This is a genomic window from Lysobacter sp. MMG2 (genome assembly GCF_016735495.2).
Classification (GTDB): Bacteria; Pseudomonadota; Gammaproteobacteria; order Xanthomonadales; family Xanthomonadaceae; genus Lysobacter_J.
On sequence record NZ_JAERQY020000002.1, the window covers coordinates 205,673 to 220,092 of the forward strand.

Annotated in this window: 16 protein-coding genes, 1 tRNA gene and 1 other RNA gene; 7 read left to right on the top strand and 11 right to left on the bottom strand. The window is 69.5% G+C overall.

What is annotated here, in order from left to right; all coding sequences use genetic code 11:
- Positions 1 to 3: 3 nt before the first annotated feature.
- From JI752_RS08865 to JI752_RS08875, 3 genes are read left to right on the top strand one after another with little or no spacing between them, the layout of a single operon-like run.
- Positions 4 to 933, top strand: a complete 930-nt coding sequence (locus tag JI752_RS08865) for a DUF58 domain-containing protein (RefSeq protein ID WP_216964206.1) — start codon at positions 4 to 6, stop codon at positions 931 to 933.
- Positions 926 to 2,896: a DUF3488 and transglutaminase-like domain-containing protein gene (locus tag JI752_RS08870; RefSeq protein ID WP_216962452.1), complete on the top strand. Its 1,971-nt coding sequence runs from the start codon at positions 926 to 928 to the stop codon at positions 2,894 to 2,896. The genes JI752_RS08865 and JI752_RS08870 overlap by 8 nt, the downstream gene beginning before the upstream one ends.
- Positions 2,893 to 3,378 (top strand): Slp family lipoprotein, encoded by a 486-nt coding sequence (locus tag JI752_RS08875; protein ID WP_216962455.1) that lies wholly within the window; start codon positions 2,893 to 2,895, stop codon positions 3,376 to 3,378. The genes JI752_RS08870 and JI752_RS08875 overlap by 4 nt, the downstream gene beginning before the upstream one ends.
- Before the next feature lie 103 nt (positions 3,379 to 3,481).
- Here the strand turns inward: JI752_RS08875 and JI752_RS08880 are convergent, their stop codons facing one another.
- The 4 genes from JI752_RS08880 to dnaX all read right to left on the bottom strand — a co-directional run bounded on the left by JI752_RS08880 (position 3,482) and on the right by dnaX (position 6,898).
- Entirely contained in the window at positions 3,482 to 3,835 is a 354-nt protein-coding gene (locus tag JI752_RS08880) for a histidine triad nucleotide-binding protein (protein ID WP_216962470.1), read from the bottom strand.
- Positions 3,836 to 3,943: 108 nt separating this feature from the next.
- Positions 3,944 to 4,540, bottom strand: a complete 597-nt coding sequence (gene recR / locus JI752_RS08885) for a recombination mediator RecR (RefSeq protein WP_216962486.1) — start codon at positions 4,538 to 4,540, stop codon at positions 3,944 to 3,946.
- A 74-nt stretch (positions 4,541 to 4,614) separates the two neighbouring features.
- Positions 4,615 to 4,935 carry a YbaB/EbfC family nucleoid-associated protein gene (locus tag JI752_RS08890; protein WP_216962488.1) on the bottom strand — a complete coding sequence of 107 codons (321 nt, stop codon included), beginning with the start codon at positions 4,933 to 4,935 and terminating at the stop codon, positions 4,615 to 4,617.
- A gap of 64 nt (positions 4,936 to 4,999) precedes the next feature.
- Positions 5,000 to 6,898: a DNA polymerase III subunit gamma/tau gene (dnaX, locus tag JI752_RS08895; RefSeq protein ID WP_216962491.1), complete on the bottom strand. Its 1,899-nt coding sequence runs from the start codon at positions 6,896 to 6,898 to the stop codon at positions 5,000 to 5,002.
- Positions 6,899 to 7,054: 156 nt separating this feature from the next.
- Between dnaX and JI752_RS08900 the strand changes: the two genes are divergently transcribed.
- Both JI752_RS08900 and ffs read left to right on the top strand, forming a co-directional pair.
- Positions 7,055 to 7,147, top strand: a tRNA-Ser gene (locus JI752_RS08900).
- 56 nt (positions 7,148 to 7,203) lie between these two features.
- Positions 7,204 to 7,300, top strand: an RNA gene (gene ffs, locus JI752_RS08905) — signal recognition particle sRNA small type.
- Positions 7,301 to 7,603: 303 nt separating this feature from the next.
- Here ffs and JI752_RS08910 read toward each other — a convergent pair.
- The 7 genes from JI752_RS08910 to JI752_RS08940 form a co-directional block, all read right to left on the bottom strand.
- Complete coding sequence (locus JI752_RS08910; RefSeq protein ID WP_345777338.1) at positions 7,604 to 8,611, bottom strand: gluconolaconase; 1,008 nt, start codon at positions 8,609 to 8,611, stop codon at positions 7,604 to 7,606.
- A gap of 18 nt (positions 8,612 to 8,629) precedes the next feature.
- Positions 8,630 to 9,055: a molybdenum cofactor biosynthesis protein MoaE gene (locus JI752_RS08915; protein WP_216962494.1), complete on the bottom strand. Its 426-nt coding sequence runs from the start codon at positions 9,053 to 9,055 to the stop codon at positions 8,630 to 8,632.
- A gap of 413 nt (positions 9,056 to 9,468) precedes the next feature.
- Positions 9,469 to 9,711 (bottom strand): MoaD/ThiS family protein, encoded by a 243-nt coding sequence (locus tag JI752_RS08920; protein WP_216962497.1) that lies wholly within the window; start codon positions 9,709 to 9,711, stop codon positions 9,469 to 9,471.
- The gene (gene moaC / locus JI752_RS08925; protein WP_216962500.1) at positions 9,708 to 10,196 is read right to left on the bottom strand and encodes a cyclic pyranopterin monophosphate synthase MoaC; all 489 of its coding nucleotides are present in this window, start codon (positions 10,194 to 10,196) and stop codon (positions 9,708 to 9,710) included. Before moaC ends, JI752_RS08920 begins: the two co-directional genes overlap by 4 nt.
- A gap of 200 nt (positions 10,197 to 10,396) precedes the next feature.
- Positions 10,397 to 11,434 carry a GTP 3',8-cyclase MoaA gene (moaA, locus tag JI752_RS08930; RefSeq protein ID WP_216962502.1) on the bottom strand — a complete coding sequence of 346 codons (1,038 nt, stop codon included), beginning with the start codon at positions 11,432 to 11,434 and terminating at the stop codon, positions 10,397 to 10,399.
- On the bottom strand, positions 11,431 to 12,189 hold the full coding sequence (locus JI752_RS08935; RefSeq protein ID WP_216962505.1) for an MBL fold metallo-hydrolase: 759 nt from the start codon (positions 12,187 to 12,189) through the stop codon (positions 11,431 to 11,433). Before JI752_RS08935 ends, moaA begins: the two co-directional genes overlap by 4 nt.
- Before the next feature lies 1 nt (position 12,190).
- Entirely contained in the window at positions 12,191 to 12,940 is a 750-nt protein-coding gene (locus JI752_RS08940; protein ID WP_216962508.1) for a 3-deoxy-D-manno-octulosonic acid kinase, read from the bottom strand.
- 40 nt (positions 12,941 to 12,980) lie between these two features.
- Here JI752_RS08940 and JI752_RS08945 point away from each other — a divergent pair, with 40 nt between their 5' ends.
- Positions 12,981 to 14,066, top strand: a complete 1,086-nt coding sequence (locus JI752_RS08945) for a glycosyltransferase family 9 protein (protein WP_345777346.1) — start codon at positions 12,981 to 12,983, stop codon at positions 14,064 to 14,066.
- Entirely contained in the window at positions 14,066 to 14,416 is a 351-nt protein-coding gene (locus JI752_RS08950) for a hypothetical protein (protein ID WP_216962513.1), read from the top strand. The genes JI752_RS08945 and JI752_RS08950 overlap by 1 nt, the downstream gene beginning before the upstream one ends.
- Positions 14,417 to 14,420 lie beyond the last annotated feature (4 nt).

Below are 14,420 nucleotides of genomic sequence, written 5' to 3' on the forward strand. Positions count from 1 at the left end.
GCCATGGTGTGGACGCAGCCGCGCGATCCGGAGTCGCTGCCGGCGCGTTTGCACCGCCGCCGCATCTACGTGCTGCCCACGCGCTTCGGAATGTTCTATGCGTTCGCGCTGCTGACGATGCTGGCGGGCGCGCTGAACTACAACAACAATCCCGCGCTGCTGCTGGGCATGCTGCTGGGTGGCGCCGGCCTGGCGAGCCTGATCGCCGCGCAGATGCAGTTGGCGGACATGGAACTGGTGGCGGCCGAGGCCGAGCCCGTCGCCGCCGGCACGCCAATGGCGCTGCGCCTTCATGCGCGCGCCAATCCGGGCCGCGCGCGGCGCGGTGTGCGGCTGGACGATGACGGGGCATTCGATGCCGAACCGGCGGTGCTCAGTCTCGACAAGGGCGTGGGCGACGCGCAGTTGCTGCTGCCCACGCAACGCCGCGGCTGGCTCGACCTGCCCCGCCTGCGTCTTTCCACCACGCGCCCGCTGGGACTGGCGCGGGCCTGGGCCTATGTCTGGCCGGAGTCGCCCCTGCTGGTCTATCCCGCGCCCGAGGCACACGGGCCGCCGCTGCCCACCGGCCACGGCGACAGCGCGCAGGCGCGCCTGAACCCGGCCGGCGACGACGTCCACCACCTGCGTGGCTACCGGGCCGGCGACTCGCGCCGTGCGATCGCGTGGAAGCCCTCGGCGCGTCGCGACGCGCTGATCGTGCGCGAGTTCGAACAGCCCATGGGGGCCGAAGTCGTGCTGGACTGGCACACCGCCGCGGGCGTGCCCTACGAGGGGCGCATCTCGCGGCTTGCGCGCTGGATCGACGAAGCCGAGCGCGAAGGACGTCGCTACCAGCTGCGCCTGCCCGGCCAGCCCGCCCTCGGCCCCGACCGCGGGCCCGCCCATCGCCACGCCTGCCTGCGCGCCCTGGCGCTGATGCCGCATGTCTAGCCATCCGTCGATGCCCCTGGACGAGTCCACCCGCCGCTGGGCGCTGCTGAGCGCCGGCGCCTGCCTGCTGCCGCTGCTGCTGCAACTGCCCCCGCAGCTGGGCGGCGCGATCGCGGTGAGCGCCGCGGGCGTCGTCGCGCTGTCGTGGCGCCATCCGATGCCGGGGCTCCTGCGATTGCTGATATCGCTGGCGTTGATCGCCGCCGTGTTCGGGCTGAGCCGCTTCGCCATCGGTCGCGACACCGGTTGCGCGTTGCTCGCGGCCATGCTCGCGATAAAACCCGCCGAGACCTTCACCCTGCGCGATGGCCGCAGCCTCATGGGCTTCGCGCTGTTCGCGCCGTTCGCGACGTTCCTGCTCGACCAGGGACCGCTTTCGCTGGTGCTCGCCCTGCTCGCGGTCGTGCTGGTGCTGTCCACGCTGCAGCGCCTGGCCGAGCTGGAATCGCATGACGTCGCCACCGTCCCGCTGCGAAGCCGGCTGACGGGCGTGGGCAAGCTGCTCGCGGTGGGCTTGCCGATCGCGCTGGCAGCGTTCTGGCTGTTCCCGCGCATGGGCACGCCCATGTGGGGCATTCCCGAACGCGCGATGGCCCGCACGGGCCTGTCGGACCGGATGAGCCCGGGCGACTGGCTCGACCTGATGAGCGACGACACGCCCGCATTGCGCGTGCGTTTCTTCGGCGCGACGCCGGACACCTCGCAGATGTATTGGCGCGGGCCGGTGCTGTGGAATTTCGACGGACGCACCTGGACGCAGCCGCGCTGGCGGCCGGGACAAGCCGACACCCTGGCCGAGCCCGGCGCCACGCGCTGGGACTACGAGATGGAAGTCGAGCCGACCGATACGCGGCAGCTGGTCGCGCTCGATCTGCCGCTGAACGTGCCGCAGGGCACCTATCTCAATCCCGACCACGCGCTGCAGACGTTCCGCCCGCTCGGCGCGATGACGCGCTGGCGCATGCAATCCGCGCCGCCGGCGCGTTACGAGACGAACCTCTCGCTGGCCGCACGTCGGTATGCACTCATTCTTCCCGACGGATTCAATCCCAGAACCGTGGCGCTGGCACGGCAATGGCGCACGCAGGCAGGCCCGGCCGGCGATGCCGCGATCGTCAACCGGGCCCTGGACTGGATCCGGCGCGACTTCGCTTACACGCTGGAAACGCCGCTGCTGGGCCGGCACTCGGTGGACGAATTCCTGTTCGACCAGAAGGCCGGATTCTGCGAACACTTCAGCTCTGCCTTCGTCGTGCTCATGCGCGCGGCGGGCGTTCCGGCGCGCGTGGTCACCGGCTACACGGGCGGCTATCGCAATCCGATCGGCGACTACTGGCTGGTGCGTCGCTCCGATGCGCATGCCTGGGCCGAAGTGTGGCTGCGCGATCGTGGCTGGGTGCGCGTGGATCCCACCGCGGCCGTGGCGCCGGAGCGCGTCTATGACACGCTCGATTCGCGGGCGTTCGCGGGCCCGGCGTTCCAGGGTGTGCGCACGCTGACCGATGTCGCCGACTGGATGCGTCGCGGCTGGAACGATCTGGTGGTCGCCTTCGATGCACAGCAGCAGCAACGCCTGCTCCGTCCGTTCGGCATCGAGCGGCTCGACGATCGCGCGCTGATCGTGCTGCTCTCCGGCGCCCTCGGCCTGGGTCTGTTGTGGATGGTCTGGCTCAGTCGCCGCAACGAACGCGAACGCGATCCGGTGCTGCGCGCATGGCATCGCCTGGGCCGTCGCTACCGCCGTTTCGGCCTGGAGCGCGAAGCGTCCGAACCCGCATCCACCTGGGTGGCGCGCGTGGCGGCCGCACGCCCAGACCTTGTCGCAGAGCTGTCCACGCTCAGCCAAAATTTCAGCGATTGGCGGTACGCTGATGCCGAACCGGGGGGACGTTCGGCTCGCGCCTTGACCAAGGCGTTGCGCGCGCACCGCCCGCCCGCGACTTCTCCAGGAGAACGCCGATGAACGTCAGTCTCACCCTGTTGGCCGTCAGCGCCGCCCTGCTCGCGGCGTGCGCAACGGGGCCCCAACCGCTGCAGGGCAGCTTCACTGCGATCACGCCGCGCGACGCGACCGCGACCGACAGCACCGGCGCCCCGGTGCGCTGGGGCGGCCGCATTGTCAGCGTCGAGCCGCAGCAGAACCGCACCTGCTTCGAGATGATCTCCACCCACCTCAGCGATTCCGGTCGCCCCTACTGGGGCAGCGACGACACCGGCGGCCGCTTTCTCGCCTGCCGCAGCGGCTTCTACGATCCGGAGGTGTTCGAGAAGAACCGCGAAGTGACCTTCGTCGGTCGCGTTGCCGGCTACGAGAACCGTCGCATCGGCCAATACGACTATCGCTTCCCGCGCGTGGAGGCCGACGTCGTCTATCTGTGGCCGGAACGCGAAACCGTGGATGCGATGGCCTACCCGGCGCCGTGGCCGTGGTGGGGGTGGTGGTAAGGGCCGGGATTCGAGGTTCGAGGTTCGAGGTTCGCAGAAACAAAAAGCCCGCCGAATGGCGGGCTTTTGCCGTTACGAATCCCCAATCCCGAATCCCGGCCTTTCAGACCTTTGACGTCCCAAACCGCCCCAGCGGCGCACCCGCCAGCAGGTGCAGGTGGATCTGGAACACGGTCTGCCCGCCGTGGCCGTTGCAGTTCATGACGATGCGATAGCCGTCTTCGGCAAATCCTTCGCGCTTGGCGTACTGCGCCGCGGCGTGCGCGAGGCGGCCGACGATCACCGCCTGGTCCTGCGCGAGGTCGTTGAGCGTGGCGATGTCGATCTTGGGCACGAACAGCATGTGCACCGGCGCCTGCGGCGCGATGTCGCGGAATGCGATCAGGAGATCGTCTTCGTAGACGATGTCGGCCGGGATCTCGCGGCGGATGATCTTGTGGAAGATGGTGTCGGACATGGGCGGGATTCGGGATTCGGGATTCGGGATTCGGGATTCGGGGAAGCATACGCCGCATCCGCTTCGCGGCTTTCACGAAGCCCGAATCCCTCTCATCAAATCCCGGCCTTACTCCATCTCGCTGCGGCTGCCGAAGGCATGCGAGAGCGTGCCGCGATCGACGTATTCCAGTTCGCCGCCCAACGGGACGCCGTGGGCGAGGCGGCTCGGACGCACGCCGTGCTGGCGCGCCAGCTGCGCCAGGTAGTGCGCGGTGGCTTCGCCTTCCACCGTGGGGTTGGTGGCGATGATCAGCTCCTGCACCTCGCCTTCGGCCAGGCGCGCGGCCAGCGTGTCCAGGCCGAGTTCGCGCGGGCCGATGCCGTCCAGCGGCGACAGCCGTCCCTGCAGCACGAAGTACAAGCCGCGAAAACCCGTGGCCTGCTCGATCGCGAGGCGGTCGGCGGGCGACTCCACGGCGCACAACAGGTGCGCATCACGCGCCGCGCTGGCGCAGGTCGCGCAGACCTGCGTTTCGCTGAAATCACGGCAGCGTTCGCAATGGCCGATTTTTTCTACCGCCTCCGCCAACGCGGCGGACAGACGCTGGCCGCCGGCGCGCTCGCGTTCGAGCACGTGGTAGGCCATGCGCTGTGCGGACTTCTGGCCGACGCCCGGCAGCACGCGGAAGGCGTCGATCAGTTGTTCCAGAAGTGAGGACGTCATGCGTCGGCAGGATCCGGCGACGCCTCACGAGGGCGCACGGCATTGCGCGCGCCCCGCTGCGTCGCCGCGATGGATCAGAACGGCATCTTCATGCCGGGCGGGATCGGCATGCCGGCGGTGGCGGCCGACATCTTGGCCTGCGACTCGGCGTTGACCTTGTTCACCGCGTCGTTGAAGGCGGCGGCGATCAGGTCCTCGGCCATTTCCTGGTCCGACAGGATGCTCGGATCGATGCGCACCTTGCGGCACTCCATGCGGCCGGTGATGGTCACGCTGACCATGCCGCCGCCGGCGTTGCCGGTGACTTCCAGCTTGCCGAGTTCTTCCTGCGCGCGCTGCACGTTTTCCTGCATCCGCTGCGCCTGCTGCATCAGTTGGGCGATGTTTCCACGCATGTTCGTTCTCGTGTTTCTCTGGGGGCGTTGAGGAGCCGCGGCGACGCTGGCGCGCGGCGGGAAATCAGTTCTCGTCGTAGGGCCGGATCGAATCCGGCACCACCTTGGCGCCGTGCTGCGAGATCAACCGCTGCACGTCGGGATCGCTCATGAAGTTGGCTTCCGCGTTGGCCTGGCGTTCGTCGCGCGCGCGGTCGTTGCGCTCGCGCAGCGATTCGGCCGGACGCGAACCTTCGACGAAACGGATCTGCGGCGTGACGCCGAGCGCCGGCGCGAGCGCTTCGGCAACCAGGCTCACCGTCATCGCGTTGCTGCGCAGGAGTTCATCGGCGGGCGAAAGCGACAGGCTCAACACGCCATCGGCGTAGCCGACGAAGCCGGCGTGTTCGGCCAGCACGCGCGACGGGCCGCGCAGGCTCGAATTGGCGACCAGCGAATGCCAGGCATCGGCGTCGGCGATGCCGGCGTCGTGGACGAAGCCGGGACGCGGCGGCGGTGCGCTCGGGGCCGGGGTCGGCGCGACAGGCGCGGGGGCCGCGGCCACCGGCGGTGCGCGGACGGGTTCGGGAGCGGGTTCGCGCGGAGTGTCCCGGACGACTTCACGCGGAACCTCCCACGGCGGCACATCATCGGCCGACGATGTCGTTTGCACGGGTCGCGTCGCCTCACGTACCGGCGGCGCTTCCGGCTGCGGCCTCTCTCGCGGCGGCGGCGGTGCAGGTCGCGCGGCGGGGGCGGCATCGGCGAAGGGATTCGGCGGCGGCATGCGCGGCGCGGGCGACGGCGCCGGCGGCGCGGCCGACGCCGCGCTGCGCACCGGCTCGCGGCTTGCGCCCGACGACGGCGACGCAGCGCGCGCGCCCTCGCCTTCGGCCGGACGGAACGCCAGCATGCGCAGCAGGCTCATCTCGAAACCGGCGCGCGGGCTCGGCGCGAGCGCGAGGTCGCGTCGGCCGTTGAGCGCCATCTGGTACCACAGCTGCACGACTTCCGGACGCAGCCGGCCGGCGAGCGCATCGAGGTCGACGCCGTCGGCCTCCACCTGCGCCTCGGGCACGAGCTGGCGCACCTGCACGCGGTGCAGCGCATCGCTGAAGGCGTCCAGCACGCTGCCCCAGTCCGGCGAGAACTCGGCCAGCGTCGCGACTTCGGCCAACAGCTGCTCGCCCTTGCCTTCCGCCAGGGCGGACAGCAGCGCGCCCACGCGCGTGCGATCGACCGTGCCCAGCATCGCCGCGACGCCCGCGTCTGCGAGCACACCACCGCCGGCGCTGGCGCCGGTGTAGGCGATGGCCTGGTCCAGCAGCGAGAGGCCGTCGCGCAGGCTGCCGTCGGCGGCCTTGGACAGCTGGCGGATCGCGCCGGCCTCGGCGGGAATGCCCTCGGCTTCCAGGATCCGCGTCATCTGGCCGTTGATCTGCTGCTCGTCCAGGCGCTTGAGGTTGAACTGCAGGCAACGCGAGAGCACCGTCACCGGCAGCTTCTGCGGGTCGGTGGTCGCCAGCAGGAACTTCACGTGGCCCGGCGGCTCCTCCAGCGTCTTGAGCAGCGCGTTGAAGGCCGACTTGGACAGCATGTGCACTTCGTCGATCAGGTAGACCTTCACCCGACCGCGGCTGGGCATGTACTGCGCGTTGTCGATGACCTCGCGCACGTCGTCCACGCCGGTGTTGCTGGCCGCGTCGATCTCCAGCAGGTCGATGAACCGGCCTGCGTCGATGTCGCGGCAGGCCGCGCATTCACCGCAGGGCTCGGCCGACGTGCCACGCTCGCAATTGAGCGATTTGGCGAAGATGCGGGCGATGGTGGTCTTGCCGACACCGCGCGTGCCGGTGAACAGGAACGCATGGTGAACGCGGCCCGTATCGAGCGCATTGCTCAGTGCGCGGACCACATGCTCCTGCCCGACCAGCTCGGCGAAGCGCTTCGGACGCCACTTACGGGCGAGGACGAGATAGGACATGCCCTCATTCTGCCACGCCGCATCGCGCCGGCTGCGACAGATGCGCCGCGCTTGTCCGGGCGGGCCCTGGCGGCTAGAATTCACGGCCCTGGAGTGCACCTCGACACGGCCCAATGCCGCGTTCAGGCCGATACCGCAAGGTATCCCGGGAAAAACGGAGAGGTGTCCGAGTGGTTGAAGGAGCACGCCTGGAAAGTGTGTAAGCGTCTAAACCGCGCTTCGGGGGTTCGAATCCCCCTCTCTCCGCCAGATTTCCCAAGCCCCGCTTCACGGCGGGGCTTTTGATGAACGTCTCTATGGTGGCCCCGTCGGCCCCTCGCGACGCTAGGTCGAAAACCCCGCCAGGGCCGGAAGGCAGCAACGGTATCGACTGACGCGGGTGCCGAGGCAAGCCGGCGGGGTCATCGCCATTTCGCATGCTGCGCATTTGAAATCCCAAGATTCGCGGTGCGAATCTCGGGCCCCGGCTATGTGCTTCCGATCCCTGCCCCTGCCGGGGCGCCCCCTTACCAAGGGGGCTGCTTCGTCTGTACGCGCGCCGCTCGCTGCAGCAGACACGACAACCGGCGAAGAAACCCGCCGTCATCCCGGCGAAGGCCGGGATCCAGACCCGCAGCGCATCCGTCAGGCACCGTCATTCCAGCGAAAGCTGGAATCCATTTTGACGTTCGAGCCGCACCGTCCGCATGACGGCACGCGCGCGCCCTACTCAACCACGCCCAGCGCATCCGGCTCACGGCCGGTCTTCCAGCGGTCGATCACCTTCCACTGCGTCGCATCGATCACCGCGATCTCGTCCCCGCCGCTGATCGCCGCGTACACGCGCGGTCGCTTCGGGTCGGCGATGACGCCGATCGGCAGTGCGGCGCGACCCAGCATGGTCTCGCGGTACTCGGCGCCGGGGCTCGATAACGCGACGGTGTGCGTCACCTGCTTCGTCGCGGTGTCGATCACCGACAACGTCGCTGCGCGCGCGTTGGTCACCAGCGCATGACGACCATCGGCCGTGAACACGACGCGGATCGGAAAGCCCGGGCTGGACACCGTGTGCTCGATCGCCAGCGTGTCCGGATCGTGCACCGTCACCGTGCCGGCTTCGCGATTGCTGACCCACACCCGGCCGCTGCCCGGATGCACGGCGACGCCTTCCGCACCCGCGCCGGCGGCGACTTCGTGCGTCTTGGTGCGCGAGGCGAGATCCACGCGGCCCACCGTGCCGGCGTCGATCTTGGTGACGAATGCGGTCTTGCCGTCGGCGGCCAGCGCGACCATGTGGCCGCGCCCTTCGCCCAGGTCGATGGCGTGTTCGACGCGTCCGGCGGCGATGTCGACCAGCAGCAACTTGCGCGAACCTTCCGTGGTTACGACGGCGCGCGCGTCGCCCGGCAGCAGGCGCATGCCATGCGGCTTGCCGTTGTCGCCCAGGTCGATCGTGCGCGTGCCGCCCTTTCCGCCCAGTTGCAGCACGGTGATGCTGTGGCCCGGCGTCGCGGCGCCGTAGTTGCTGACCAGCGCGAAGCGGTGATCGCGGCTGACCACGATTTCGTGCGGGCCCTGCCCCGTTGCGAATTCGCCCAGTCGCGTGCCGTCCTTCGTGGACAGACGCCACACCGTATCGGCCGACTTGTTGCCGACCAGCAGGTCGGTCGAGAGGGCGGGACCGGCCGCAAGCATCGCGGCGACGTATAGCGGCAGCACGAAACTACGAATCACGGCGAATCCTCCGAAGGTTCAGTCCTTGGGTTCGGGATGCAGCCAGCCGGCGTCGCCTTCGGCGTAACGCTCGTGTTTCCAGATCGGCACGCGCGCTTTGACTTCGTCGATGACGTAACGGCAGGCGGCGAAGGCGGCATCGCGATGCGCGGCGCTGACGCCGACCCACACCGCCATGTCACCGATCGCAAGGTCGCCGATGCGGTGCACGCAGCGCGCATCGAGGATGGCGAACCGGTGCATGGCCTCGTGAAGCACCTTCTCGCCCTCCGCCTCCGCGAGCGTGACGTAGGCCTCGTAGCGCAGCCCGTGCACGTCGCGGCCTTCGTTGTGGTTGCGCACCCAGCCTTCGAAACTCGCGTAGCCGCCGCCGCGGTCGTCGAGCAACTGCGTTCGCAGCGTGGCGGTGTCGATGGGGGTTTGCGAGAGAGAGAAACGGGGCATGGGGCGGATTGTGGCATCAGGCGGTGATTGCTGCGATGCCGCGCAAGCCTCGCTGCGATCGGGCGTGTTGAATGCCGTCCGTGGCGACAAGCTTCGCGCTCCGGGTCGCCCGGCCCGGCCATCCATGGCCGGTCGTTCGGCAGGCCGCGCGGCAGTGCCGCGCAAGCATCGCTGCGATCGGGCGTGTTGAATGCCGTCCATGGCGACAAGCTTCGCGCTCCGGGTCGCCCGGCCCGGCCATCCATGGCCGGTCGTTCGGCAGGCCGCGCGACAGTGCCGCTCAAGCATCGCTGCGATCGGGCGTGTTGAATGCCGTCCATGGCGACAAGCTTCGCGCTCCGGGTCGCCCGGCCCGGCCATCCATGGCCGGTCGTTCGGCAGGCCGCGCGGCAGTGCCGCGCAAGCGGCCTGCCTCACCCACCGCTCACCGGCGGGATGAATGCGACCTCGCTGCCTTCGCGCACCGCGTCGCCCCAGCGCGCGAATGCGCCGTCCACCGCAACGCGCAGGCGTTCGGGCGGCAACACGAAACCATGGCGTTCGCGCAGTGCGGCATAGAGCGCGTGCAAATCGCCGTCGAGGTCGACGATTTCGGACGCCACACCTGCCGCATCGCGCAGGCTGGCGAAATACAGCACCGTCACGCGCGCCATCACAACGCTCCGAAATCGTGGCGACCACCGCGCTTGCCCAGCAGCTTCGCCGGGCCGAGCACGATGCGGTGCGACAGTGCTTTGCACATGTCGTAGACGGTGAGCGCGGCGACGGTCGCGCCAGTCAGCGCTTCCATCTCCACGCCGGTGCGGTGCGTGGTCTTCACCGCGCACTCGATACGCAGCGCCGATTCGCCATCCCATTCGATGCCGATGCGGCAGCCGTCGATGGGCAGCGGATGACAGAACGGGATCAACTCGTGCGTGCGCTTGACCGCCATCGTGCCGGCGATGATCGCCGTTTCGACGATGCCGCCTTTCGCGCTCTTCAGTCCCGAGGCTCGCAGTTGTCGCGCCACGTCCGCGGGGAATCGCACGCGGCATTCGGCGCGGGCCTCGCGTGCAGTCGTCGCCTTGTCGGAGACGTCGACCATCGCCGGCCGGCCACGCGGGTCGAGATGGGTGAGCTTCTTGGCGGGCTTCTTCATGGGGATATTGTGGCGAGGGGGGCCCTGGGATGCACGCTGGACGCGGCGACATGGGCCACCGAGTGCCGCGCAAGCATCACTGCGATCAAGCGGTTGATTGCCATCCATGGCGGCGCGCTCCAGGCTCCGGGTGGCCCTGCCCGGCCATCCTGGCCGGTCGTTCGGCAGGCCGCGCGGCAGTGCCGCGCAAGCGGCCTGCATCACCCGCCGATCAGGAACATCTCGACATGCCGGCGCGAGGCGTTCGCCGCGCCGCGCACTTCGCTGTAGCGGTCCGCGCGCCCGGTCCACACGCCCGCCGCATGTTCGCGCAGCGCGTCCACGCCTTGCGACAGCGCCGGGCGCAGGTCGTGTCCGTCGCCGGCGAACAGGCAGGTGTACAGGCGTCCGTCGGCGGAGACGCGGGCTCGGTGGCAGTCGCCGCAGAACGGTTCGCTCACCGAACTGACGAAGCCCACCTCGCCCTGCCCGTCCTCGAAGGCGTAACGCGAGGCGACTTCGCCCCGGTAGTTCGCTTCCAGCGCACGCAGCGGCCAGCGCGCGGCGATGCGGTCGCGCAATTCGGCCGACGGAACGACGCGGTCACGCGACCAGTCGTTGCAGGTGCCCACGTCCATGAACTCGATGAAGCGCACGACATGGCCCGTGCCGCGGAAATGCGACACCAGCGGCAACACCTGGTCGTCGTTGATGCCGCGTTCGACCACGCAGTTGATCTTGATCGAGGCGAATCCCGCCGCCCGCGCTGCCTCGATGCCGGCGAGCACCTGGACGATGTCGCCGCGACCGCCGGACATCTCGCGGAAGCGTGCCGGATCCATCGCGTCCAGGCTCACCGTGATGCGGCCCAGTCCCGCCTCGCGCAACGCACGCGCCTGCGCGGCCAGCAGCGAGCCGTTGGTGGTCAGCGCGATGTCGTCCAGGCCCGCAATTCGCGAGAGCCGCTCGATCAGCGTCGGCAGCCCCTTGCGCAGCAGCGGCTCGCCGCCGGTGATGCGCAGCTTGTGCACGCCCAGTTGCGCGAAGCCGCGCACCAGCGTTTCGATCTCGTCGAACGACAGGCGTGTGGCGGCATCGAAGCCGTAATCGTCCGGCACGCGATCGGCCGGCATGCAGTACGGGCAACGGAAGTTGCAGGCTTCGATCACCGACAGCCGCAGGTCGCGCAACGGCCGGCCGCGTCGATCCAGCGGCAGCGCGGCGTGCTGCGGGAGCGGCGCGGGAACGGCGGCGTTCATGCGGGCTCGGCCTGCGCCGCGGTGGGTTCGACCAGGCCGACGACCTGGCCCGGGTGTGCCACGCGATAACCGCGCGCGGCGAGGATCTCGCCTTCCTCGCGATTGCCGTAGTGGTAGAGCAGGCAACGTTCCAGCAGGGCCGGCGCGTACTCGCGCTCCAGGTCCTCGATGCCGCTGTGCGACGGATTGCCGTGGAGGGCGCAGTCGTGCGCGATGAGTTCGCCGGCATCGGCATAGCGCGCCAGCATCTCGGGAATGGGCCGGGTGTCGCCGGTCCACACCATGCTGCCGTGCAGGCGCAGGCCGTAGGCGGTTTCAGGCCAGTGGTGGCGCGTGGCAAACACTTCCAGGCGCACGCCGTCGTGCCAGAACGAGCCGCCGACCGGAATCACCTGGAACGCATCCCAGAAGTTCACGCCGCCTTCGGCCAGTGCGTTGGGGTAGTCGCCCACGCGCTGGTGCAGCAGTGGAACCACGGACGCCGGCACGTAGAGGCGCACGCGACCGCGCCGCGCCGGGTCGAAATAGCTGGTGACGAACAGACGCTCGAAGCCCGCCACGTGATCCAGATGCGTATGCGTGACGAACAGCGCGCGCGGCATGTCGCCGTAGTACGCCTGGTAGGCGGTGAGCCCCTCGCCGCCGCAGTCGATGGTCAGCCACGGCGCGCCGTCACGCTCGATGGTCGCCATCGCCGAGCCGAGTTCGACCGCCGACGCATTGCCGACGCCATGCAGACGCAATTGCCACGCCATCTCAGTAGCCTCGTTCCCAGGCCCGATCGTAGGCCGCATGCAGGCGGCCGAAATCCCGTTCGACCTCGTCCACCGACCGCTTCCCGCGCAGCTTCAGCAGCGAGCGCTTGAGCCGGGCCAGGTTGCGCTCGCGCCAGCCGGTGGCGGGGATGCGGATCCGGCCGCGGTCCAGGTCGATGATCCAGCCTCGCCCGGTGGTCGTGAAAAGAAGGTTGTGGGCGTTGAGGTCAGCATGGTCGAGCCCGGCCCGGTGGGCCCGGGCGATCAGCCGGCCGGCCTCTTCCCAGGGGGCGCCGTCGCCGGCGACCGCGGCGCGGTCGGCGAGCGAGCGAACGTCGTCCAGGCGCTCCAACAGGATCGCCGCACGGTAGAACAGGCCATCGCGGCGGTAGCAGGCGGCGATGGGCCGGGGCACGGGCACGCCTTTCTCGGCCATCGTGCGGGTCAGGCGGAACTCGGCGAAGCTGCGCGTGCTGGCCGCGCCGTGCCACCAGTAACGATCGCGGCTGACCTTCGCCACCAGTCCGCCGCGCAGGTAGCGACGCAGCAGCGCCGGGCCGAAGGGTGCATCGACGAACCATGCACCGCCGCGCCCGCCACTTTCGACCGGGCGCGCGCGCTGCTGCCAGAAGGACGGCACGAACCATTCCGGGCTTGCTTGCCGCACCCGGTTACGGTCGAACAGAATGGCTCCGTACCCGCTGTCGTCGCGGAACGGCGTCAACTCTTCGGCAGCATCGAACCCCGTCATTCGCCGGAGTCTAGCAATTCACGTGCCCGCTGCCTCCTCCATCGCAACTCCCGCTCCCGCTTCGATCTGCCTGCTGCGCCTGTCGGCGCTGGGCGATGTGACCCACGTCGTACCGCTGGTGCGCACGCTCCAGGCGGCCTGGCCGCAGGTGCGGCTGACCTGGGTCATCGGCAAGGGCGAGCACCGCCTGCTGGCCGGCCTGCCCGGCGTGGACTTTGTCGAATACGACAAGAAGACTGGCGTCGCCGGCATGCGTGCGCTGCGCGCGCAGTTGCGCGAACGTCTCGGCGATGCGCGCCGTTTCGACGTGCTGCTGCAGATGCAGGTGGCCGCGCGTGCGAACCTGTTGTCGGCCTTCACTCCGGCGCGCCGGCGCGTGGGATACGACCGCTCGCGTTCGAAAGACCTGCACGGGGTTTTCATCAACGAGCGCATCCCGGACCGTCCGGGCATCCATGTGCTCGACGCCATCGGCAGCTTCTGCGAACCGCTGGGTCTGCGCCAGGACCACGTGCGCTGGGACCTGCCGGTCCCGGACGAGGCGCGCGAATGGGCGCGGGCGCAGTGGCCGCGCGATGGCGTGCCGACGCTGCTGATCTCACCGTGTTCGAGCCATGAGCTGCGCAACTGGCCGAACGAACGTACCGCCGCCGTCGCCGACCATGCGGCCGGACGAGGCTGGCGCGTGGTGCTGTGCGGCGGACGCAGCGAACTCGAACGCACCACGGGCGACGCGATCATCGCCGCGATGCGACAGCCGGTGCTGGACCTGATCGGCAAGGACACGCTCAAGCAGCTCCCGGCGCTGCTGGAACGCGGCCAGCTGCTGCTGACTCCGGACTCGGGGCCGATGCACATCGCCAACGCGATGGGCACCAAGGTGCTGGGCCTGCACGCGGCGAGCAACCCGGTGCGCAGCGGGCCCTACAGCGACCGCCGCTACTGCGTGGACCGTTACGACGACGCCGCGCGCAAGTACCTGGGCAAACCCGCCTCCGAACTGCGCTGGGGCACGAAGATCGAGCATGCCGGCGTGATGGACCTGATCACCGTCGACGACGCCATCGCCGCGTTCGAGCGCTACTGCGCCGACCACGCCGCGCCGGCGTCGCGGGAGGAGCCATGATGGCCGCCTGGTTCACCGTCGTCGCGCCGCTGCTGCCGGAGTTGATCCGCGCCGCGCGGCCGATGTTTACCCGCAGCCGCGAGCCTTCGCAGATTCCGCAGCAGATCCGCGAACTGCAGGACGCGGTCGATCGCAACGACCAGGCGATCCGCACACTGGCCGGCGAGATGGAGCAGACGCTGTCGGCGTTGAAACAGGCGTCCACGCAGCTGGAAAGCACGCTGGCCGATCTGCGCCGCCAGCAGGCCGAACACGATCGCCGGCTTCACGCGATGCAGTGGATCGTCGGGGTGGCGGTCACCGCGGCAGTGCTGGCGTTCGCCGTGGCGGCCTTCGCGCTGGCGCGTTAGCGGC

Excerpts from the sequence above, each read along its gene's own strand:
- JI752_RS08865 (WP_216964206.1), top strand. The coding sequence starts at position 4 with ATGGTGTGGACGCAGCCGCGCGATCCGGAGTCGCTGCCGGCGCGTTTG.
- JI752_RS08870 (WP_216962452.1), top strand. The coding sequence starts at position 926 with ATGTCTAGCCATCCGTCGATGCCCCTGGACGAGTCCACCCGCCGCTGG.
- JI752_RS08875 (WP_216962455.1), top strand. The coding sequence starts at position 2,893 with ATGAACGTCAGTCTCACCCTGTTGGCCGTCAGCGCCGCCCTGCTCGCG.
- JI752_RS08880 (WP_216962470.1), bottom strand. The coding sequence starts at position 3,835 with ATGTCCGACACCATCTTCCACAAGATCATCCGCCGCGAGATCCCGGCC.
- recR (WP_216962486.1), bottom strand. The coding sequence starts at position 4,540 with ATGACGTCCTCACTTCTGGAACAACTGATCGACGCCTTCCGCGTGCTG.
- JI752_RS08890 (WP_216962488.1), bottom strand. The coding sequence starts at position 4,935 with ATGCGTGGAAACATCGCCCAACTGATGCAGCAGGCGCAGCGGATGCAG.
- dnaX (WP_216962491.1), bottom strand. The coding sequence starts at position 6,898 with ATGTCCTATCTCGTCCTCGCCCGTAAGTGGCGTCCGAAGCGCTTCGCC.
- JI752_RS08915 (WP_216962494.1), bottom strand. The coding sequence starts at position 9,055 with ATGCCCCGTTTCTCTCTCTCGCAAACCCCCATCGACACCGCCACGCTG.
- moaC (WP_216962500.1), bottom strand. The coding sequence starts at position 10,196 with ATGAAGAAGCCCGCCAAGAAGCTCACCCATCTCGACCCGCGTGGCCGG.
- moaA (WP_216962502.1), bottom strand. The coding sequence starts at position 11,434 with ATGAACGCCGCCGTTCCCGCGCCGCTCCCGCAGCACGCCGCGCTGCCG.
- JI752_RS08935 (WP_216962505.1), bottom strand. The coding sequence starts at position 12,189 with ATGGCGTGGCAATTGCGTCTGCATGGCGTCGGCAATGCGTCGGCGGTC.
- JI752_RS08940 (WP_216962508.1), bottom strand. The coding sequence starts at position 12,940 with ATGACGGGGTTCGATGCTGCCGAAGAGTTGACGCCGTTCCGCGACGAC.
- JI752_RS08950 (WP_216962513.1), top strand. The coding sequence starts at position 14,066 with ATGGCCGCCTGGTTCACCGTCGTCGCGCCGCTGCTGCCGGAGTTGATC.